The 20,641-nt window shown below is 34.4% G+C and carries 20 protein-coding genes; 14 read left to right on the forward strand and 6 right to left on the reverse strand.

Going from position 1 to position 20,641, the window contains the following annotated elements; genetic code table 11:
• Positions 1-57 precede the first annotated feature (57 nt).
• Genes msbA through kdsB form a run of 4 tightly spaced genes read left to right on the forward strand, consistent with a single transcriptional unit; the run spans position 58 to position 3,801 of the window.
• Entirely contained in the window at positions 58-1,752 is a 1,695-nt protein-coding gene (gene msbA, locus Q5N69_RS14610; protein WP_304369847.1) for a lipid A export permease/ATP-binding protein MsbA, read from the forward strand.
• Positions 1,753-1,760: 8 nt separating this feature from the next.
• Positions 1,761-2,798 (forward strand): tetraacyldisaccharide 4'-kinase, encoded by a 1,038-nt coding sequence (lpxK, locus tag Q5N69_RS14615; protein ID WP_304369799.1) that lies wholly within the window; start codon positions 1,761-1,763, stop codon positions 2,796-2,798.
• A 21-nt stretch (positions 2,799-2,819) separates the two neighbouring features.
• Positions 2,820-2,996, forward strand: coding sequence for a Trm112 family protein (locus Q5N69_RS14620; protein WP_304369800.1), 177 nt, complete (start codon positions 2,820-2,822; stop codon positions 2,994-2,996).
• A gap of 40 nt (positions 2,997-3,036) precedes the next feature.
• Positions 3,037-3,801: a 3-deoxy-manno-octulosonate cytidylyltransferase gene (kdsB, locus tag Q5N69_RS14625; protein ID WP_304369802.1), complete on the forward strand. Its 765-nt coding sequence runs from the start codon at positions 3,037-3,039 to the stop codon at positions 3,799-3,801.
• A 179-nt stretch (positions 3,802-3,980) separates the two neighbouring features.
• Here the strand turns inward: kdsB and Q5N69_RS14630 are convergent, their stop codons facing one another.
• The gene (locus Q5N69_RS14630) at positions 3,981-5,081 is read right to left on the reverse strand and encodes a 1-acyl-sn-glycerol-3-phosphate acyltransferase (RefSeq protein ID WP_304369803.1); all 1,101 of its coding nucleotides are present in this window, start codon (positions 5,079-5,081) and stop codon (positions 3,981-3,983) included.
• A 568-nt stretch (positions 5,082-5,649) separates the two neighbouring features.
• On the opposite strand from Q5N69_RS14630, the gene raiA reads away from it, so the two are divergent.
• The 3 genes from raiA (at position 5,650) to nudC (ending at position 7,724) form a co-directional block, all read left to right on the forward strand.
• Positions 5,650-6,009, forward strand: coding sequence for a ribosome-associated translation inhibitor RaiA (raiA, locus tag Q5N69_RS14635; protein ID WP_304369804.1), 360 nt, complete (start codon positions 5,650-5,652; stop codon positions 6,007-6,009).
• 93 nt (positions 6,010-6,102) lie between these two features.
• Positions 6,103-6,513 carry an alternative ribosome rescue aminoacyl-tRNA hydrolase ArfB gene (arfB, locus tag Q5N69_RS14640; protein ID WP_304369806.1) on the forward strand — a complete coding sequence of 137 codons (411 nt, stop codon included), beginning with the start codon at positions 6,103-6,105 and terminating at the stop codon, positions 6,511-6,513.
• 248 nt (positions 6,514-6,761) lie between these two features.
• Positions 6,762-7,724, forward strand: coding sequence for an NAD(+) diphosphatase (gene nudC / locus Q5N69_RS14645; protein ID WP_304369807.1), 963 nt, complete (start codon positions 6,762-6,764; stop codon positions 7,722-7,724).
• 121 nt (positions 7,725-7,845) lie between these two features.
• Here nudC and Q5N69_RS14650 read toward each other — a convergent pair whose 3' ends face one another.
• Positions 7,846-8,661: a peptidylprolyl isomerase gene (locus Q5N69_RS14650; protein WP_304369808.1), complete on the reverse strand. Its 816-nt coding sequence runs from the start codon at positions 8,659-8,661 to the stop codon at positions 7,846-7,848.
• A 290-nt stretch (positions 8,662-8,951) separates the two neighbouring features.
• Here Q5N69_RS14650 and Q5N69_RS14655 point away from each other — a divergent pair, with 290 nt between their 5' ends.
• A complete protein-coding gene (locus Q5N69_RS14655; RefSeq protein ID WP_304369809.1) occupies positions 8,952-9,359 on the forward strand; it encodes a hypothetical protein in 408 nt (135 codons plus the stop codon).
• 186 nt (positions 9,360-9,545) lie between these two features.
• Here Q5N69_RS14655 and pheA read toward each other — a convergent pair whose 3' ends face one another.
• Positions 9,546-10,724, reverse strand: a complete 1,179-nt coding sequence (pheA, locus tag Q5N69_RS14660) for a prephenate dehydratase (RefSeq protein WP_304369811.1) — start codon at positions 10,722-10,724, stop codon at positions 9,546-9,548.
• A 728-nt stretch (positions 10,725-11,452) separates the two neighbouring features.
• On the opposite strand from pheA, the gene Q5N69_RS14665 reads away from it, so the two are divergent.
• From Q5N69_RS14665 to msrQ, 5 genes are all read left to right on the forward strand, one after another.
• The gene (locus tag Q5N69_RS14665; RefSeq protein ID WP_304369813.1) at positions 11,453-11,797 is read left to right on the forward strand and encodes a hypothetical protein; all 345 of its coding nucleotides are present in this window, start codon (positions 11,453-11,455) and stop codon (positions 11,795-11,797) included.
• 184 nt (positions 11,798-11,981) lie between these two features.
• Complete coding sequence (locus Q5N69_RS14670) at positions 11,982-12,533, forward strand: DUF2058 domain-containing protein (protein WP_304369814.1); 552 nt, start codon at positions 11,982-11,984, stop codon at positions 12,531-12,533.
• Positions 12,534-12,625: 92 nt separating this feature from the next.
• Positions 12,626-12,991: a glutathione S-transferase N-terminal domain-containing protein gene (locus tag Q5N69_RS14675; protein WP_304369816.1), complete on the forward strand. Its 366-nt coding sequence runs from the start codon at positions 12,626-12,628 to the stop codon at positions 12,989-12,991.
• Between the two features lie 322 nt (positions 12,992-13,313).
• The gene (msrP, locus tag Q5N69_RS14680; RefSeq protein WP_304369817.1) at positions 13,314-14,336 is read left to right on the forward strand and encodes a protein-methionine-sulfoxide reductase catalytic subunit MsrP; all 1,023 of its coding nucleotides are present in this window, start codon (positions 13,314-13,316) and stop codon (positions 14,334-14,336) included.
• Positions 14,336-14,938, forward strand: coding sequence for a protein-methionine-sulfoxide reductase heme-binding subunit MsrQ (gene msrQ / locus Q5N69_RS14685; RefSeq protein WP_304369819.1), 603 nt, complete (start codon positions 14,336-14,338; stop codon positions 14,936-14,938). Before msrP ends, msrQ begins: the two co-directional genes overlap by 1 nt.
• Before the next feature lie 363 nt (positions 14,939-15,301).
• On the opposite strand, the gene Q5N69_RS14690 is transcribed toward msrQ, so the two are convergent.
• On the reverse strand, positions 15,302-16,648 hold the full coding sequence (locus Q5N69_RS14690; protein WP_304369821.1) for an anti-phage deoxyguanosine triphosphatase: 1,347 nt from the start codon (positions 16,646-16,648) through the stop codon (positions 15,302-15,304).
• 716 nt (positions 16,649-17,364) lie between these two features.
• Here Q5N69_RS14690 and Q5N69_RS14695 point away from each other — a divergent pair.
• Positions 17,365-18,528 carry a nucleoside hydrolase gene (locus tag Q5N69_RS14695; RefSeq protein ID WP_304369822.1) on the forward strand — a complete coding sequence of 388 codons (1,164 nt, stop codon included), beginning with the start codon at positions 17,365-17,367 and terminating at the stop codon, positions 18,526-18,528.
• Between the two features lie 217 nt (positions 18,529-18,745).
• Here Q5N69_RS14695 and cmoB read toward each other — a convergent pair whose 3' ends face one another.
• Both cmoB and cmoA read right to left on the reverse strand, forming a co-directional pair.
• On the reverse strand, positions 18,746-19,711 hold the full coding sequence (gene cmoB / locus Q5N69_RS14700) for a tRNA 5-methoxyuridine(34)/uridine 5-oxyacetic acid(34) synthase CmoB (protein WP_304369824.1): 966 nt from the start codon (positions 19,709-19,711) through the stop codon (positions 18,746-18,748).
• Positions 19,708-20,442, reverse strand: a complete 735-nt coding sequence (cmoA, locus tag Q5N69_RS14705) for a carboxy-S-adenosyl-L-methionine synthase CmoA (protein WP_304369825.1) — start codon at positions 20,440-20,442, stop codon at positions 19,708-19,710. The genes cmoB and cmoA overlap by 4 nt, the downstream gene beginning before the upstream one ends.
• Between the last annotated feature and the right edge of the window lie 199 nt (positions 20,443-20,641).

The raw sequence follows: 20,641 nt of genomic DNA on the forward strand, positions 1-20,641 counted from the left end.
AATGTTAGTGATGAAACATCTATTGAAGCAACAACATGGCAAAACTTTAAACGCCTTATGTCGTATACAAAGCCCTATAAAATAGGGTTTGTTGCTGCAATTCTTGGTATGTTGGGCTATGCAGGTGTTGATACTCTGTTTTTCTCTCAATTACAGCCACTGATAGATGAAGGTTTATCGGGAGCTAATCCTAATTTTATGAAATGGGCTCCACTTTTTGTGGTGGTTTGTTTTATTGTGCGCGGTATTTGTCATTTTATTGGTAATTATTGTTTGGCTTGGGTAGGTAACAATGTTGTTGCCGATATCAGGCAAAATCTTTTTGAACACATTATGTCGTTACCTGTAGCCTTTCATGATAAAGAATCTACGGGATCTCTTATTTCAAAACTTACCTTTGATACAGAGCAAGTTCTGCAAGCAACGAGCAAAGCATTAATCACGTTAATTCAGCAAGGCGCTTTTGTTATTGGCTTGCTTATTGTTATGTTTTATAAAAGTTGGGAATTATCAGCAATTTTCCTTCTTATTACGCCAATTATTGCTGTTATTGTTACTGTCGTATCTAAACGCTTTAGAAGCGTGAGTAAAAGTATTCAAAGTGCCATGGGGCATGTTACTAGTGCTGCAGAGCAAACATTTAACGCTCATAAAGTTGTTTTAACTTGCGACGGTCAAGAGCGTGAATATAAACGTTTCAGTAAAATTAATAAGCACAACCGTCAACAACGTATGAAATTAGTTGCTACTAGTTCAGCAAGTGTTCCTATTATTCAAATCATTGCGTCTTTTGCTTTAGCCTTCGTACTTTATGTCGCTAACCTTGAATCAATGAAAGCAAGTTTAACTCCGGGAATTTTTATTACGGTGATCACTTGTATGACCATGTTACTTCGCCCTTTAAAACAGCTGACTACAGTCAACAGCGAATTTCAAAATGGTATGGCAGCAAGCGTAAGTATTTTTAGAGTATTAGATGAAGCGAAAGAAAAAGACAGTGGTGTTATTCATATCACTAAAGCGAAAGGTTCTTTAGCTTTTAATAATGTAAGTTTTTCGTATAAAAATGATAATGAATTAGCTTTGAAAGGAATAAGTTTTTCGGTGAACCCTGGTGAGACAACTGCTTTTGTGGGACGTTCAGGTAGTGGTAAATCAACAGCAAGTTCATTATTACTGCGCTTTTACGATGCAACCTCAGGCGAAGTGCTTATTGATGGAAAAGATATTACTCAATACAAACTTCAAGAGCTGCGTAAACAGTTTGCCTATGTATCACAACAAGTCGTTCTGTTTAACGATACCTTAGCGAATAATATTGCTTACGGAAATCCTAATGCCACAGAAGAAGAAATTAGAGATGCTGCAAAAAGTGCTCATGTTCTGGAGTTTGCCGAGAAAATGCCTGATGGTTTAAATACCAACGTAGGTGAAAATGGTGCCTTGCTTTCAGGCGGACAACGTCAGCGAGTTGCTATCGCACGTGCCTTGCTATGTGACGCTCCATTCTTAATTTTAGATGAAGCAACCAGCGCACTAGATACAGAGTCTGAACGTCACATTCAAGATGCTTTACAAATTCTGCAGCAAAACCGTACTTGTATTGTAATTGCTCACCGATTATCGACTATAGAAAATGCCGATACTATTATTGTGATGGATCAAGGTGAAATTATAGAGCAGGGTGATCATAAATCATTGCTTGAAAAAGACGGTGCTTATGCACAATTACATCGTTTTCAATTTAGTTAGTTGAAGTTATGCGATTAATTGAAAAAGTATGGTTCAAACAACATCAAGCTAAATGGTTGCTTGTACCTTTGTTATTGCCAATTACGCTGCTATTTTACGTATTAACTAGCTTACGTCGATTATTCTACCGTTGGGGTTTGTTTAAATCTTTTAAAGTATCAGCCCCTGTAATTGTTGTGGGTAATATCGGTATTGGTGGCAATGGCAAAACGCCTGTCGTTATATTTCTTATTGAACAGTGTAAAAAACTTGGATTAACCCCTGGAGTTGTTAGCCGAGGTTATGGCGGTCAAGCGCCACATTATCCTTATTTACTCGGTGAAAACAGTACGGCAAATGAAGCTGGGGATGAACCTATCTTAATCTCCACTCGATGCCATGTTCCTGTCGTCGTGGGCTCTGACCGAGTCGCTGCAGCTAAGTTACTAACAAAACAAGGTTGTAATATCATTATTGCTGATGATGGGCTACAGCACTACAGGTTAGCAAGAGATATAGAGTTAATCATTGTTGATGCGAAAAGAGAATTTGGCAATGGCTTTTTATTACCTGCAGGCCCTTTACGTGAAGGTAAATGGCGTTTAAACACTGTTGATTATGTTATTTCAAACGGTGCATTAAAACCTGAAAGCACTATTCATCAGGTAACTCATCATTTAGAAATGATTTTATGTCCGCAGTTTGTTTGTAATATTAAAACTGGCGAGAAAGTGTCTCTTCAAGTGTTTTTTAAAGCAAATAATACAATTAATGCTATGGCGGGGATTGGAGATCCTGAACGATTTTTTACTACACTTCGTCAACAAAAATTTACTCTCAATAATGCTATTGGCTTTGTTGATCATCATCATTTTACTGATAGTGATTTAAGCCAATTTAACACAGAAATACCTTTATTGATGACAGAAAAAGATGCGGTTAAATGCCAAGCATTTGCGAAAGAACATTGGTGGTATGTACCTGTAGGTGCAGAGTTTTCAGAACAAGCAGTAAAACCATTATTAGATAAAATAAGTGGATTGGTGAAAAAAGCTAATCTTCAATAAATTAATCAAAAGAGAAATATCATGATATTTGATACAAAGTTATTGGAAATATTGGCGTGCCCAGTATGTAAAGGCAAGTTAGATTTCGACAAAGAAGCACAAGAACTTATCTGTAAGTTTGATCGCTTAGCTTACCCAATAGAAAAGAATATTCCTGTTCTTTTAGAGAACGAAGCACGCAGAATTACTGAAGAATAACTAACCTTAGCAGAGGTTAACTAATACAAGGTTCACATACATGTCATTTATTGTCGTAATACCTGCTCGATACGAATCTACTCGATTGCCAGGAAAAGTATTAGCGGATATTAATGGAAAGCCTATGATCCAATGGGTTGTAGAAAAAGCTCAGCTCACCGGTGCTAGCCAAGTGATTGTTGCAACAGACAATGACGAAGTAGAAGCTGCTGTTAAAGGTTTTGGTGGTGAGGTGTGTAAAACTCGCAGTGATCACCAGTCAGGTACTGAACGATTAGCCGAAGTGATGGAAACCTATAAGTTTTCAGATGATCAAGTTATCGTGAATGTACAAGGTGATGAACCTTTTATTCCACCTGAGAATATTGCGCAAGTGGCTGATAATTTAGCGCTTCAAAATAGCGCAAGAATGGCAACCTTAGCGATAAGAATTACAGATGTAGAAGAAGCTTTTAATCCAAATGCTGTAAAAGTATTATGTGATAAAGATGGTTACGCACTGTATTTCAGCCGAGCAACGATCCCTTACGATCGTAATCGTTTTTTAAATAAAGATATTGTTACTGAAATTGGCGAGTTCTATTTAAGACATATTGGTATTTATGCATACCGAGCGGGTTTTATTAAAGACTACGTTACTTGGCCAGCAAGCCAACTTGAACAAATAGAATCGTTAGAGCAGTTACGTGTTTTATGGCAAGGTGAAAAAATTCATGTGGCAGTAGCTGAATCAACTGTACCTGTTGAAGGTGTTGATACGCCAGAAGATCTTAAACGCGCTATAGAATACGCTCAATCACTATAATTTAGTTATCAGCTTTATATCTGAAAAAGTCAGTTGAATAAATTGATTAGATTGGTAAGTTGAATTTGATTCAAAAACGACATTTACGCTTAAAGAGATTAAAGTAAATGTCGTTAGCTTACCTCGCTTATCATTTTAATAAAATAGTAAGCGAATTAGGTTTTTCGCTATGTTTTGAGTTAGCTTTTAAGTGACTCTTTAGCAAAAACAGGGTTGGCATACATGGTTAATAACCACTGTCTTTGTTCTTTAGTGAGTTGTTGAAGCCTATTGTTCAGAGGGTTTTCTTCAGCAGGAACAGGAGTATTATTTAATACTTCGTAAGCCTTTTGGTTACTATCATAAAGTTTATAGTTAGCAATAATCTTAGTGTCAATTGCTTGAGCTATAGCTTTACTATCTTCAAAGTCACCTAAAATAGGATCACAAAATTCAATATGTACGTGTCCTTTCTTACCTACTAAACCTCGAGTAATACTGTCAAAATCTTCGTTCTCAGATTTTACATATTCACCTGTTGCTTCTTTAGCTGCTAACTCTTTTGCTTTGTCTCTATCACAAGGATCAAACTCGTAAGAGATGGCAACAGGAATAATATTAAGCTCTTCTAAATATTCCGCAATACTGCGTTCTTTACCTTTATTAAGTAATAACATAGAGATAAGTGCAGAGTTAGTTTTATCTATACCGTCTTTAGCTCTACCTTCACGCTGAGCAATCCAGATATTTTGTTTACTTTCGCTAAGTGTGTGATGAATATAGCTGGAAAGGTTTTTAGATGCCGTTAGCATTGCGCGTTTTGTTTTTTCACTTCGCTTCACGATAAAACTTTTGTTTAAGCGCATTAAATCAGATACCCAAGGCTGATTTAACAAATTATCGCCTACAGCAGCTTCAACTGTTGTTATTCCACTTTGGTATAAAGCTAGGTTAACAAAGGCAACATCAAGCACTATGTCTCTGTGATTACTAATAAACAGAGAAGGTTTGTTTGGATCTATTTTATCAATACCGTTGTAGGAAAAATTAGAACAGCTAGTTTCAATTAAATGGTAAAGATATTTAGCCACTTCTTGCTGAATATCATCAATTGAATTCACTTTTCTCGAACGAACCTTTAGGTACATTTTAACGATAAGTTGCGCTAACTTCGGCACAGTTTTGTGTATTGAAGGAAGTTTTATACTAGCAATTGATGATTGCAATGCAGGTTCATTAATTAGCTTTTTTATTACAGTAGCTACCTCATCATTTCGATAAGGGCGGATATCATCAAACATTCATAGATCCAAATTAGGAGATAAACAAAAAACAATAGAATTTTCACAAATAATTTGAACGAATTTTACATCGAGAGTTCAAATTAATTAATAGTATTATAGCAAGTGATTATAACGTAAACATTACATTCATAGATGATTTTATTTTTGATTAAGAAATATATTTATATGAAAGCTTCTCTTTAAATATACCTTAAAAACAACATCTAACCTAAGTTGTTTTAAAGAAAATAAATCGTTTATTTAATCATTTACAATTAAATTTTAAAGCAGCATTTACTTTATTCAAAAGCGGTGCTTTACTTAAAACTGAGTCTTTAAGGTGGGTGGTTTTATCACTCGGTTAAAAAGTGTTTAACTAACACTGAGTTATCAAACTTTAAAGCTATTAGATAAACAATAATTGTAATTCGCTGCGTATAGAAACATTTACTGTCATTTATTTATAAATATCTAATCAACAAAAACAAGAGGTTATAAGTATTTAAGAAAAAATCATTTAAAAAAGCTTGTCTTTCTACCTGTAAGCCCTCAGGTTATTTATGAGTAACAACTAAAAGGAAAACCTATGAAAATAAATCTTTCTGGTCATCATGTTGAAGTTAAAGATTCAATCAAAGAGCACTTAGAAGAAAAGTTTGCCAAGATAGCAAGCCACTTTCCGACAATCATCACATTAGATGTCATCCTTTCTAAGGAGCATGGGCAATTTCACACGGAGTTAATCACCAATTATGAAGGTAGTAGGATTTCAACTTCAGCAAAAAATGATTTGTTATATCCTGCAATCGCAGCAGCAGCGAAAAAGCTAGATTCAGCCCTTAATCACAGAAAAGGTCAATTAAAGGCAAATTTACATAGCAAACCTGAACCAACAACCCCTATAATTGCACATGAGCGTGTGCAAGAAATGAATTTAAACTCGTAATCACCCTCAGGTATAAAGCCTAAATTTTGTCAGGAGGAGACTCCTGACATACTTTCTTCACTATTTCTAACTCAGTCTACTAATTGGTTCCTTGTGATAATTTCTAATACTGTCGTACTTCAAGATCATGAATATGAACTTCATGCTATTCGTGCTCAAGGTGCTGGCGGACAAAATGTTAATAAAGTTTCTTCGGCTATTCATTTGAGGTTTGATATTAATGCATCATCATTGCCTGATTTTTATAAAGAAAGGCTACTTGCATTAAAAGACAAAAGACTTACCAAAGATGGTGTAATCATTATTAAGGCGCAAGTTCATCGTACTCAAGAAAAGAACAGAGACGACGCCATTAGTCGTTTAAAAGAATTAATTAAAAGTATCGCTGTAGTGCAGCGTGTTAGGCGAGAAACCAAACCAACAAGAAGTTCACAAAGAAAACGAATCGATCATAAAAAGCAACGAGGTAATGTTAAAGCTTTAAGAAAGCGCGTAGAACCTTAATTTAAATCTGAGTTTATTGCTTATATTTGGCTTTATTTAAGAGCATCTAAGCTTTAGCTTTGCTTTCACATTCCACACAAGAATGAAAACCTAATCTCGATAAAAATGTTTTAATTATCGTAAGTAATGTGTAGCCTATCCATTTTAAAAAATACTTCCCAACCCATTATAAAAATCCCTGAATATCAGCATGTCTTAAGTTATTGATATGTTATTCATTAAGGGAATGAGTCTTAAGGATAACTTACATGAATAACCCTGCTGCAAACTGTTCATTTACTCAAATGACATTAGATCGTGTTTCAAATAAACGTAAAGACGATGAATGGTTATTGGCGCAATTAGCTCAGGAAAACTGTCAAATTATTCCTGTATGTCATAACAGTTTCTTCTTTGTTGAAAATGATTTATTTATTCTGCAAGGGGAGAGCAAATATAAGATATTAACCTCAGAATTAACCAGCAAGGTTAAAACGCATCAACTTGTTTTTTTGGGGATAAATGACTCAACTCCAATCTTTGCTATTGATATTTCATCGATAGAAGAAGCTGAGCTTCCTAATGTATTTAGTAACAACTTAGAGTTGGTTAACTTAAGAGCGACACTTGCACTTACCAGTCATGAACAAGCGTCAATTTTAGGCTTTGCTAACAATCTACTTCACTGGAATAAATCGAATCGTTTTTGTGGTTTCTGCGGAACAGCCACACAAGCGAATAATGGTGGTCATTCTATTAGCTGTACTAATAGCGAATGTAAAAAAGAGATTTTCCCCAGAACTGATCCCGTAGTTATTATGTTGGTTGAATACAAACCAGAGAATGGACCTGTACAATGCTTACTTGCTGAACATGACCGTTCACCTGAGATGTGTGCTTCTACATTAGCAGGCTTTGTTGATCCTGCTGAAACGCTTGAGCAAGGTGTTATACGCGAAGTTAAAGAAGAAGTCGGTTTGAATGTTTATGATGTTGAATATGTTAAGTCGCAACCTTGGCCATTTCCAAGTTCATTAATGTTAGGTTTTTATGCAAAAACTAATGATCCTACAATTAAAATAGATGATGACGAAATCAGAGATGCTAAATGGTTTACAGCTGATGAAGTTAGAGCTTTCAGTAATTGGGGTGATGAAGATGAACACTATAAAATTCCGCGTAAAGGCTCTATCGCAAGATATCTAATTGATACTTGGTTAGAAGCGAATTAAAAAGGGTTAGCCTTTCCCTTTAATTGATAGCTTTATAATAATAGAGCTGAATATTAATGGGTTACTAGTAGCTGAAAGCACAAATTTAAATGCTCTCAGCTATGATTTGATTGGAATAAACTTAACTTTTTCTAGAAAATAATCTAGCACTTAAGCCTGTAGCTAAAACCACTAACATCCAAAACACGCTTCCACCGCTACTATTTGATGGTGTTTCAGGTGCAACTTCAGGTTCTGGCTCTACATCAGGTTCTCTTAGAGTATTTCTAACTGGCGTTAAGTTTTGTGCTGTAGAAGCTGAAGAATCAATAATAACCACTTGGTTAATCGTAATGAAGTTTTCTTGTGAAGGAGCTGAATCTGAATTACAACTGTAGTCTACTAAAGGTAAGTCACTGAAACCTGCTGCATTACAAGTCGCGACATTTGCGATAGCGTCTAATGTAGCGAGGGTTTCTACACCATCATCACCTTCAGTAATAACTTGCCCAAAAACAGTAAAACCATCGTTTTGTAAATCTAAATTAGCACTATTGTCAGCTAAATTGAAAAACCACTCACTGGTAGCACTATCAGGATCACCAGCAATTTTAGCCATAGCAATTGTACCTTCAACATTTGAAAATACAGGCTCATTAATTACCGATGCATTTTTAGTTATTGCACTGACTTCTGTGCCACTAACGGTATAACCACCAGATTGAATAATAAAGTCTGCGACACTACGATGAAAAATACTATCGGTATAAGCACCATCTTCAATATAAGATAAAAAGTTAGCAACAGTTTCAGGAGTATCTTCATCAAATAAGTTAACGTGAATATTACCTTGGGATGTTTGAAATTCGACTGTTGTTGCATTAGCAGATAAACAGGAAATTGCAGTAGCAACAGTAAAAATAGACACAAAAGACTTGCGAATTAACTTATTTAACATAAGTACCTCATATAAAAGAAAATGGTTTGAACGTTCAGAGTTAGATACTAAAGATAACTTATTAAAACAACAATAGTGAAAACAAATAATGTTAAACAAATGGTTTACTAGGATTAGGGTTGCCAAAAGTAGTTAGGCTTTTAATAACGGATCTAAGGGGTATTATTAGAGTTTATTAGCAGAGGAAGATTAAAAACATTTGAAAAAAGGGCGTTAGAAATTCATTGATTAAAAAATAGTCTTACTATATAAAATACATCAATAATTATAATAATAAAGAGTGATATTCTATGAATGTGAATAAAAAACTATGGTCTTTTATTTTTGGTTGTTTAATTGCTGCATCATTTGTTTGGCTTATAAGTCTAGGCAAAAGTTTTGATGTTATTGAGTATTTTCATCAGTACCCTGAGTTTGTTGTAGATTATTATGCCTTGATGATCACTGCTATTGCGACAGCCTTTTTAACCTTGTTTATCGTATTAATAATGAAATGGGTATTCAATTTGTTGCCAAGAGAGCACCCGTTTTGGTTGATCTTACCCAGCCTTACTTTTGTTGGTTTATCCTTTTTTACCTCTAAACTTATGGTAGTTTCCATTTTGTCTGCTGCAATCCCGGCTTTAATTGTTTTAGTTGCTGTTGCTGTTATAGGGCGGTTAATGAGCATCTCGCACCCCAAAAGTGAAATAACATAACCTTAACTTGGGGTAATGAATATCACAACATTCAATAAAATAGTTGATTGAGTCACTTTGCTTACCTCAAGCTCGGCTTACAGAATCATCTAAAACTCACTATTCGAGCCTAATAAAAAAGGTTGCCTCATTAAATGAAGCAACCTTTTTTGTTTTTACTTATTAGTTTTTTAGTTAAGCCGTAAACTAATCTATTGCACCACTAGGAACACTTGTTGGGCTAATATGTTCTATAGGGTAACAACCAAGTACTTTAATGAAGTTTGTATGTTGGGTTATTTCAGAAATAGCTTCCTGAATAGCTAAGCTTTTCAAGTTAGCTTCTACGTCTAAATAGAACATCTCTTCCCAAGGTCTACCTTGAATTGGACGAGATTCCAATTTACACATGTTAATCCCTTTTTCTTTTAATACGATTAAGCATTCAACTAAAGCACCAGGCTTTTGGCTAGTAGCCAAAACAATGGTGGTTTTGGCAGGTATTTGCTCAGCTACATCAACAGGTTTACGTGCAACTAAAACAAATCGGCTGTGATTTTCAGCTTGGTTTGCGATAGATTTTTCTAAAGCATGTAGTTTATATAACTTACCGCCTTCTTCACTGCCAATAACCGCAACTGTTGCATCTTGTAGTTCATATGCTTTAGCCATAGCTTCAGCCGTACTTTCACAATACTCAATACGGATATCTTTTTGTTTATCTAAAAAGTTACTACATTGTGCAAATGGTTGGCCATGAGCATAAATAGTTTTAATTTTATTAAGTTCAGTGTTTACCGCTGTAAGTAAGCAATGTTCAATAGGCTGAGTAATTTCACCCACAATAGAAAGGTTAGTATGCTGTAAAACGTCATACACTTGGTTAATGCTGCCTGAGCTTGTGTTTTCTACAGGTAACATACCGTAATCAACTTGTCCTGATTCCACTTGCTGCATAATTTCAGTAAAGCTTTTGCAACCAGATTCAATAATCTTTTCAGCTCTTCGGGAGAAATATCTATGGCTAGCTAAATAACTGTAAGAACCTTTGTCACCTAAAAAAGCAACACTTACGGTTGGTACTTGAATATTAGGATTAGCAAGAGTTTGTAAGTAAGCTTGTTGATTTAGAACTGAATCTTCAATAATAGTATGAAAAACACTGGTAACGTAATGAGCGTCTAAACCTAGCTTTTTACCTTCTGTGATTAATCTAATTAAAAGCGCTTGCTCTCGTTGTTGATCACGCACAGGTCTAATTAGGTGGGCTTTGCTTTTCGCTACATTTAATGTGAGAGCGCGTCTTTGAGCAAATAGTTCTAATAACTGTTGGTCGAGGTTAGTAATTTTCTCACGAATTTTGTCAAGATCTAGATCTTCGTTCACCGTATTTTTCCTATAAAATAAATGAAATAGTCAGCACCAATATTTCCATTTTTCCATAAAAAAACCTCCAATTGGGAGGTTTCATTATCGTGATTTGTACGAATAAAAAAACTCCCTCATCCTTATTTTATAAAAGGAAAAAGGTTAAATCGTGCAAAATAAAAAGATTGAATAATGTTCATGCATGTATCCTATCTATCACGCGGTAAATATTCAACCGTTTCCTTATACGTTTTTTATTGAAAATATAATTAAGCTAATTTTCATGTATACAATTATAGCTAACATTGTCATTTAGCCACTTGAATATATCTAAAATGTAGATTCATTTTATGTCACTTTTTATTTAACGAGAAAGTTAAGAAGCTAGGCTGAATAGAGCTTTTAGAGGACTAATTAGGTAAGAAAAAAATCATCAGAAATAACTCATTTTCTTTATGTAAATTTAGTTTTTGTAAAAATTGTTATATTTGTTAAGATAATGTCAAGAGTCGGTTATCGTTTAGGTTTTTAGCAGTGTTTTTTAGGAAATAATGCTAAGCAGTATAAATTTATATTTCAATGGAATATAAATCTAATTTCACATTTATGTGTCATTGAAAGCGTATAAATATCGTTATTCAATAGTTACCACTTTACATGACTATTTATCATGGTAGATAAAATAGCTATTTTTTGTATAGCCCATAACAAGTATTGTTAACAGGCTAGAATTTACGGTAAATAAAATGTCAGATGAAAATGCTCGCTATATCCAAGTAGGTGATTGGGTATTTGAAGTTAAAACAGTAAGAGCTTTAAGAGTTGATGAATATGGAAAACCTTATTCAGCCATTGCAAATTGTAATTTAAATGGTAATTCAATGTACATTGATGGTTTATTAACTAAAGACGATAAAGACTTTAGTAAAGAAGACCTTATGACTTTTCATAAATTTAGTCAAAAAATGGGACTTGAGAATATGTCCTACCATAGATATCAAAATGGTGAGTCAGTAACGAAGGATGTTAAAGTTCAATCCTTTGACAAGAAACCAAAAGCAAAAGATGTAAAGATGAGATTAGTTAAATAGTTTTTTAACTCATATCCTTTATTAACTAATGAATTGTTATTAATTTTAATAGCAATTCATTGGTTGAAGAATAATCCAAAATAAGCCAGAACTGATGGCGATCCTTCCTTTGTCCCTTTAATAAATTAAGAATGGTGCTAAAATACTGTTTTTTTATGTATGAAATAAACTAGAGCAAAATTTTATGGCATCCTTACAAGACCAATTGCTAAAAGCAGGCCTAACAACTAAACAAAAAGCACGTCAAGCTAATAGCGATCAACGTAAAAAAAACAAGCAAAAACGTAGTGGCGTTCAGCACGACCTCAGCTTACAAGAAAAAGTGAAACAAGATTTAGCAGCAAGCAAAGCAGAAAAAGCTAAGAAAGATTCTGAATTAAATGCGCAAAAACAAAAACAGCTTGCTGAAAAAGAAACACACCTAAGAATTCTTCAAATTTTACAACATCATCAGTTAACTAACATTAACGGTGAAACAGAATATAATTATACTTTTAACAACAAAGTTAAAAAATTATTAGTAGATGCCGTTACTCATAAAGCATTGGTTAATGGTCGTTTAGCTGTTTGTGGTTTAGATGATAAAACGTATGTTGTTACATTTGAAACTGCAGAAAAAATAGCAACATTAAATAGTTCTGTTATTTTAGTTCAAAATGATAAAGTCGAAGCAGACAATGTTGATGAGGATGACCCTTATGCAGAATTCCAAATCCCAGATGATCTTATGTGGTAACACACTTCCAAAAGCTTTATTAATTTAACCCAACATAGTTTGGGTTAAACTTTTCCAAACGTGATTTTAATTTCATTATACAAAGAGACAATATGTTTATTATTAGATGGCTTTTAGGTTGTATCATTTTAGGTTTAAACTTTATTTTTAGCCCTCGTTCACCTAAGCGAGAAGCTTCTGTTCAACAAGCAATTAATGATAAAACACAGTACTTCACACTTTATCAATTACCTGCTTGTCCATTTTGTGTAAAAGTGCGTAGAGCCATTAAACGTGAAGGTTTACAAATTAATATTGTAAGTACTAAAGATGATGTTTACCGTAATGAATTAGTAAATGGTGGTGGTAAGCACAAAGTTCCATGTTTAAAAATTGCTAAACCAAATGAACCAGTAGAATGGTTATATGAATCAAGCGATATAGTTGCTTATTTAAAAACATTTTCTAGTGTTTCTTGATCTTTTAGGGTTAAGTGTTAAACGAACCGAAAGGGTAGTATGTGTTTAACATTTATTAGGAGCTATCGTTCTTTCTAATAAACAGCCACAGGTTATATACTCTGCCTTTTTTAAATACCAAACACTCAATAAACTTCCCCTTTAAATTTATCCTTTTCTATACTCAAGTATAAAGTATGAAATTAATCATACTTTATACGGTCTTATTAAATATCAGTTAAAACAAATACGTTTTTTATTCCTAAATGTATTTAACTTTTGAGCCAGAATTAGGCTTATAAAGTTGTTTTTAATATTTTTATTTCAAAGAAAAGGGCGAAGTATGCTTATTAAATCTCCAGTAAAGTCTGCTCTAAAAGAGAATGAAGTTACCGATGAAAGTGTTTATAACGGTAGACGTAGTTTATTGAAGTCTATGGGCTTTATCGGTGCAGGTACATTACTTTCTAATTCAATTGCTACTTCTGCCAATGCTGAAGGTTTTGGTTTGTTTTCGTCAGATGAAGCTAAAGAGTTCGAACGAACTCCACTTAAATATACACCGGCAAATGTAGGCGAAAGTTCTGACGTTTTAACACCTGAAAGTAAGGTGATTAGCCATAACAACTTTTATGAATTTGGTACTAATAAATCTGATCCAGTAAATAATTCACAAGGTTTTAAAGTTGAACCATGGTCATTAAAAATATCAGGTGAAGTGAATAAACCATTCACTTTAGATTACGACGACTTATTTAATAAGTACGCGATTGAAGAACGTATTTATCGTTTACGTTGTGTTGAAGCTTGGTCGATGGTTGTTCCATGGTTAGGCTTTTCATTAGCAGATATCATTAAGCAAGCGGATCCAACCTCAAAAGCTAAATATGTCGCATTTGAAACATTAGATGATCCTAAACAAATGCCAGGGCAAAGAAGTCGCCGCATCGGTGGTGGTATTGATTTCCCTTATGTTGAAGGTTTACGGATAGATGAGGCAATGAACCCACTTACTTTTATGAGTGTGGGTTTGTACGGTAAAACATTAGCTCCACAAAATGGTGCACCAATACGTTTAGTTGTACCTTGGAAATATGGTTTTAAGAGTATTAAATCTATTGTAAGCATTAAGCTTGTAGAAAAAATGCCACCTACAACTTGGAATATACTCGGTCCAAGTGAATATGGATTTTATGCAAACGTAAATCCAGATGTGTCGCATCCGCGTTGGAGCCAAGCCAGTGAACGAAGAATTACTGGAGGCGGCTTGTTTGCCAGAAACAGAATAGAAACATTACCATTTAATGGCTACTCTGAAGAAGTTGCACATATGTACAAAGATATGGATTTACGGAAATATTATTAATGCTAATTAAGAAATACTTTCCGCCAACTTGGCTAGCTAAAACTTTTATACATCTAGCCTCGTTATTGCCTTTAGCTAATCTTTATTGGTTGGCATATTTTGACGAATTAGGCGGTGACCCTGTAAAAGAAGTGATTCATTTTACAGGCATTGGAGCACTTAATTTACTTCTACTCTCTTTAATATTGACGCCTTTAGCTAAAGTATTAAAACAAGGTAAGCTAATACAGTTACGTAGAGTTATCGGTTTATATGCTTTCTTTTATGGATTGCTGCACATACTAAACTTTTTGTTTTTTGAAGTTCAGTTTGATTTTTCGCTATTTATTGATGAGATATTTGATCGTCCATACATCACTGTTGGCATGACAGCTTTATTAATACTAACAGCCTTGGCAGTTACATCTATTGGTTTTATACGACGTAAAATGGGGCGTAATTGGCAAAAACTTCACAACTTAACTTATTTAGCTGGCGCATTGGTTGTTATACATTTTTTCTGGTCTGTTAAATCAGAATTAACCAGTCCATTAATGTATATCGCATTCTTCTTATTTTTACTTTACTTACGAAAAGACAAGTTTCGTCGTTGGATAAAATAAGCCATTTAGAATCAATGTTTTTAGAAGGTTAACTTTTAAAACCTGAACGTTAGAATGTAATAAAAAAGCTCAAACTGTATTTTTACTTACAGGTTGAGCTTTTTTGTGTCAGCCTCATTATTTTTCGGTTAACTAACCTGAACTCGGGATAATGGATTTTGTAAGCCTTTGATTTATTATATCTTATCTATAAAGTAATGTGGTTTTAACTTATCTTAATGATTTTATATTTTCCTAATGTTGGTATTTAGTCCGTATACCAAGGCGTTTTTATGTACTAATAGCTGGCTATTAGTAATAAAAGCAACGATGGTAGGCGGTTAAATAACAATGTTAGGCATAATCGCTTATCCCGAGTTAAGGTTAATTGTTATTATCTTTAAGATTATTCTGCGTCATAGGGATAAATAAAGTTTGATATAACCGAGTTGCGTAATCATCTGTCATACCTGCAACATAATCGGCAATAATTCGATGAGCATTTAAGTTATTGTTTATAGCGTCTTGCCACTTGGTGGCTGTTGATTTAGGCAATAAACGTAAAGGGTCTGATTCGAATGCTTCGAATAATTCCATCACTATCTGTTGGCCTTTGTATTCAATACGTTGAATACCGGTCTGCTTGATCACAAATTCAAATACAAAATCTTTAAATATTTGTAAGACGTTAGCGGCTATTTCTGGCAGTTTTGCATTAAATTGCAATAAAGGCTCAGCAAAATTAAGCGATTCAGACTCATTTAAATCGACCAAAATAACTTCAGTAATTAAGTAATTTACTAAGCCACCAATAGCTTCTTTTTGTAAATAAAAATGCTCGCTAAATAACTTGCTTGATAAGTCCTTGCAATAAAGAGTTAACCATTCATTATCTAGTTCTATAAGCTTTTCTATTACTTGGTTATCAAAATCAGTTTGGTTAACTACACCTGTTACTATTGCATCTTCTAAATCATGAATGCCGTAAGCAATATCGTCAGCGAGTTCCATAATCGAGCAATCAAATGATTTGAATTTTGTTTTATGGTGGCGATTATCTTGCTGAGATATTTGCTGAAATAGTTGTCTATCTACTTCAGATAAAGGTTTTAATATCCAAGCTAAGATGTCTAAATCGTCTGAATAAATACCTTTTGGTGGGTGCCATTGCGAAGCTTTCAATTGTCTAAAGGATGTTGGATCAGGCTGACTTTCTTGGCTCTGTAAATTATCGATAGTTTGCGGATATTTAAGTAAGCCTAACAAGCTTCTGCGAGTCAGATTCATGCCACAATCTTTACTAAAAGGTTCTAAGCGCGCCACTATTCTTAAAGTTTGTCCGTTACCTTCAAAGCCACCGTGATTTCTCATCATGTAATTTAAAGCAACTTCGCCACCATGACCAAAAGGCGGGTGACCAATATCATGAGCCAAACATATCGACTCTATTAAAGTATCATCTTCGGGGAGTAAGTTATTACATTCATCTGGATATTTACAACGTAATTGAGAGGTAATGCCAGAACCGATTTGCGCCGCTTCTAAAGAGTGAGTTAAACGAGTGCGATAGAAATCGTTTTGACCACTGCCCATAACTTGAGTTTTAGACTGTAAGCGCCTAAAAGCGGCAGAGTGTAATATTCTTGCTCTATCTCTTTGAAAGGGTGAGCGATGATCATGCTGACGTTTGGTCATACTTAGTTGACGTCTTTCTAACCAAGGTGATTCCATTATTTCCCTTACTTTAGTTTATAACTGATAAATTATAGGCTTTTATACCAATTTGATTAATGAAGTGATCTACTTTTTCATGAGGAAAAATGGATAATTACAAGGCATAAAATTTAGTAAGTAGTTATTCTACTTATAAATTTTATAACGCCGTCATTATTAATTTTAACCGTTAAAAATGAGCAGTTAATTAATCAACTTGGTATTAATCATACAAATTAACTTTATACGATGTTGCTTAACGCTTAAAGAGCTAATTACATAAAAATCATTTATTCTTGTCTATGTGGTCAACTTATTGCTTGTTTTACACATGTTTAAACAGTTAAAAAGTTTTATTTTTTAAATTTATTTTAAGCTATTGTTATATAGGTATTATTTTGAATAATGTTATGAATTACAATTATTCAAATATGTACTTATGCACTGCATTGATGCAAATACTTGCTCAATAAAGGTAATGGCTAGACTAGATTGATTCATATTAATAACAATAAGTAACCTGAACTCAGTTTAAGATTTTTTTAATTCATTGAAATTGTTACTCATAAAACTTGAATTATACGCTAGCTTGATAGTTTTTCTTTCTTCAAGGCAAATTTCGCGTCAATAGCTAGCCTATTGCAAGTAAATTTAACGATGAAGCAAGTAAAAGTAGCTGTTAGGGATGAATATATTAAGCCGATCTCAGATTAAGTACTTTAAAGGAAGATTTAATGATATCTATATTTAATAAGGTTGATGTTTTAGCGGGTAATAAACAGCAAAGTAGCTGCGCTAAGTGTATTCAAACATTATTATCTAAAACACTCGTTTGTGTGTTTATGTCCACTTTTGTTTTTTCAGCTTGGGCCAAACCCATCATATTTGATAATGACATGGCTATAGATGATTGGGCTGCGTTACTATTTTTACTCCAACACCCACATTCAGATGTTGTCGCTATTACCATCTCAGCTAGCGGTGAAAGCCATTGCGCTCCTGGTTTAATCAACGCTAATGCGCTACTTGATTTATCGAAGTACAGTTTACCATCTGTAGACGTTGCCTGTGGCGATGATGAGCCGTTAGATGGTTATGCTGTTTTCCCTGATGCGTGGCGAACAGATTCGGATACATTGTCAGGTGTTAAACTCCCTAAAAGTAAGAGAGAGGCTTTATCAATACATGCCGTTGAAGTTATTCATAAAGCGATAGGTGAAGCTACAGAGCCAGTTGTAATTGTTGCCACAGGAACTTTAACGAATATAGCTCAATGGATTGAGAAATATCCTGAAGACATAAAACAAGTTTCAAGATTGATTATAATGGGCGGAAATGTTGAAGCACCAGGTAATATCATAGTTCCTAACTTTACTGACGGACACCCAAATGTAAGTGCTGAATGGAACATATTTATAGATCCTCTAGCAGCTGACATTGTATTTGCTGCGGGTTTACCTATTGAATTAGTCGGTTTAGATGTTACCAATACAGTAAGAGTAACCTCTGCTTTTGCTCGTGATTTTAAGCAAAAAGTTAACACGCCAGGTGCAAAGTTTTGGGATGAAGTGCTAGACAATAATGACTGGTTTATTGACTCAGGTGAATATTATTTTTGGGATACGTTAGCAGCCTTAATTGCTGTTGAGCCTTCGCTATGTGAAGGTTACATGGGCTCGTATCGCGTTGAACATAAAACAACAAATAAACCTTGGTTACCTACGTCAGATGTTAATATGGTTAAACAGCGTTGGGATGGTAAAGCTCGTCAACATTTAGATGCAGAATTGGCTGGTAAGTTGGTAGAATCAACAGATTATCCTGCAATAAAGGTCTGTACAAAAACAGCACCTGATAAAGTGTTTAGTTTGTTTACTGAAACTCTTAACAAACAATAGAAGATTTATGTAATGCACTTTACTGGACTGTAGAACTTAAAAGTTGAATTTATCCTGTGTAAAACAGATTTAATCTTGGAAGATTAATAGACCCTAAGTGCGTTAAAGTGCATTGAAAATCATGAAGCTAAATATAGGTTAAGGCAGTGAATTGATAAAACGAAGAGGAAATAATTGTACTCTTTAACTTACTCTTCGTTTTAAATGGGAAACTTACTTAAATATTAGCTATAAAAATAGCTCTTTTAGGGGCAGGGTAGCCTTCAATAGTTTTGCTTGGATCGTTAGGATCTAAAAAGTCTTCTAACGATTCAGTATCTATCCAATCAGTTTTTCGTTGTTCATCTAAAGCTGTCACATCAGTATTAACAACTTTTATGTTTTTAAATCCACAACGCTCCATCCAAGCTACCATAGCGTCACAGCTTGGTAAAAACCAAACGTTTCTCATTTTAGCGTAACGTTCGCCAGGCACTAATACCGTATTAATGTCACCGTCAACTACTAAGGTTTCTAATACCAATTCGCCGCCTTTAGCCAACTGAGCTTTTAATTGGTATAAAAAGTCGATAGGGGATTTTCTGTGGTAAAGCACGCCCATAGCGAAAACCGTATCAAAGGCTTTTAGTTCAGGTAAATCTTCTACACCTAAAGGTAATAAGTGCACATTATCGTCTTGCGCAAAATGTTTAACGGCATTAAATTGCATAAAGAATAATTGTGTTGGATCTATGCCCACAACAAACTTAGCGCCTGCGCCTCGCATTCTCCATAAATGATAACCACTGCCACAGCCAATATCTAAAACATATCGGTTCGATAAATCACTGATATGTGGAGCTAACCTGTCCCACTTAAAATCTGAACGCCATTCAGTATCTACGTGTAATCCGTGAATATGATATGGACCTTTACGCCAAGGTTTGAATTTTTTCAGTAGATTTTCAATGCGCTTAAACTCACCGGCATTAATATCTGTTTCTGCGCCAATGGTTACGCTATTACTTAAATCGATTGAAGAAGGCGTAGTATTAGGCAGAGCATCTAAGGTTTTTTCCCAGTGAGAGAATTCACCATGTAACTCACTTTTTTGCCAAGCCGTTAACTGAGCAGGTAAAACATTAAGCCATGAACTTAAACGATTTTGCGCGATGAGTTGGTAAAATTTATTGAATGAAATCATTTTATTGCAACAAGTGACATGAAATTAAAACATTGAAACCACTGATTAACGTGATTAAAACCTGAATCTTTAAGTCTAGATAAATGAGTTTCTAAACTGTCTGGGCGCATAACGTTTTCTAACGCCGTTCTTTTTTGTGCTATTTCTAATTCGCTATAACCATTGGCTCGTTTAAAGTCATGATGCAAATCAATCAATAACTCATTACAAACATCGTCGGCAGCTTCTAATTTCTCAGACAATACCAAAATGCCACCTGGCTTTAAGCCGTCATAAATCTTTTGAATTAGACCCTGACGTACTTCAGGTTCAATAAACTGCAATGTAAAGTTAAGCACAACCATTGAAGCATTATTTATTTCAGTTTCTAAAATATTACCTTCACGAATATCAACATCCGACACACCTTTAAAAGCGTTAACGTGCATTTTACAACGTTCAACCATAGCCGACGAATTATCAATACCGATAATTGAGCAGTCTTTTTGCACTATCGATTTCTTCATCGCTATTGTTGCGGCACCTAATGAACAACCAAGGTCATAAATATTAGTATGAGCTTGAGCGTATTGGTGGCTTAAATTACCTATGGTATTAATAATTGTATTGTAACCAGGCACAGAGCGAGAAATCATGTCAGGGAAAACCTCAACAACTTGCTCATCAAAGGCGAAGTCTTTTATTTGAGATTTTTTACTTGAGAAAATAAGATCAGTATCAGAATTTGTCATTAGCAATCTTTGAAAAAATAGCGGTATAACAAGTATTTTAACCGAAATTTATAAGGCAAACCATAAACACCCTATGATTAATTAACACAGATCAATATTTGACTGCATTTCTATAGCCGTATCATCGATTTATTAATGCCTCAGAGGTGACATTACTTCTCAGTGCTATATAATATCGCCAATTTTTATATTCATTAGC

It is taken from the genome of Pseudocolwellia sp. AS88 (assembly GCF_030551755.1).
Lineage (GTDB): Bacteria > Pseudomonadota > Gammaproteobacteria > Enterobacterales > Alteromonadaceae > Pseudocolwellia.

Excerpts from the sequence above, each read along its gene's own strand:
- msbA (WP_304369847.1), top strand. The coding sequence starts at position 58 with ATGTCGTATACAAAGCCCTATAAAATAGGGTTTGTTGCTGCAATTCTT.
- lpxK (WP_304369799.1), top strand. The coding sequence starts at position 1,761 with ATGCGATTAATTGAAAAAGTATGGTTCAAACAACATCAAGCTAAATGG.
- Q5N69_RS14620 (WP_304369800.1), top strand. The coding sequence starts at position 2,820 with ATGATATTTGATACAAAGTTATTGGAAATATTGGCGTGCCCAGTATGT.
- kdsB (WP_304369802.1), top strand. The coding sequence starts at position 3,037 with ATGTCATTTATTGTCGTAATACCTGCTCGATACGAATCTACTCGATTG.
- Q5N69_RS14630 (WP_304369803.1), bottom strand. The coding sequence starts at position 5,081 with ATGTTTGATGATATCCGCCCTTATCGAAATGATGAGGTAGCTACTGTA.
- raiA (WP_304369804.1), top strand. The coding sequence starts at position 5,650 with ATGAAAATAAATCTTTCTGGTCATCATGTTGAAGTTAAAGATTCAATC.
- nudC (WP_304369807.1), top strand. The coding sequence starts at position 6,762 with ATGAATAACCCTGCTGCAAACTGTTCATTTACTCAAATGACATTAGAT.
- Q5N69_RS14650 (WP_304369808.1), bottom strand. The coding sequence starts at position 8,661 with ATGTTAAATAAGTTAATTCGCAAGTCTTTTGTGTCTATTTTTACTGTT.
- Q5N69_RS14655 (WP_304369809.1), top strand. The coding sequence starts at position 8,952 with ATGAATGTGAATAAAAAACTATGGTCTTTTATTTTTGGTTGTTTAATT.
- Q5N69_RS14665 (WP_304369813.1), top strand. The coding sequence starts at position 11,453 with ATGTCAGATGAAAATGCTCGCTATATCCAAGTAGGTGATTGGGTATTT.
- Q5N69_RS14670 (WP_304369814.1), top strand. The coding sequence starts at position 11,982 with ATGGCATCCTTACAAGACCAATTGCTAAAAGCAGGCCTAACAACTAAA.
- Q5N69_RS14675 (WP_304369816.1), top strand. The coding sequence starts at position 12,626 with ATGTTTATTATTAGATGGCTTTTAGGTTGTATCATTTTAGGTTTAAAC.
- msrP (WP_304369817.1), top strand. The coding sequence starts at position 13,314 with ATGCTTATTAAATCTCCAGTAAAGTCTGCTCTAAAAGAGAATGAAGTT.
- msrQ (WP_304369819.1), top strand. The coding sequence starts at position 14,336 with ATGCTAATTAAGAAATACTTTCCGCCAACTTGGCTAGCTAAAACTTTT.
- Q5N69_RS14690 (WP_304369821.1), bottom strand. The coding sequence starts at position 16,648 with ATGGAATCACCTTGGTTAGAAAGACGTCAACTAAGTATGACCAAACGT.
- Q5N69_RS14695 (WP_304369822.1), top strand. The coding sequence starts at position 17,365 with ATGATATCTATATTTAATAAGGTTGATGTTTTAGCGGGTAATAAACAG.
- cmoB (WP_304369824.1), bottom strand. The coding sequence starts at position 19,711 with ATGATTTCATTCAATAAATTTTACCAACTCATCGCGCAAAATCGTTTA.
- cmoA (WP_304369825.1), bottom strand. The coding sequence starts at position 20,442 with ATGACAAATTCTGATACTGATCTTATTTTCTCAAGTAAAAAATCTCAA.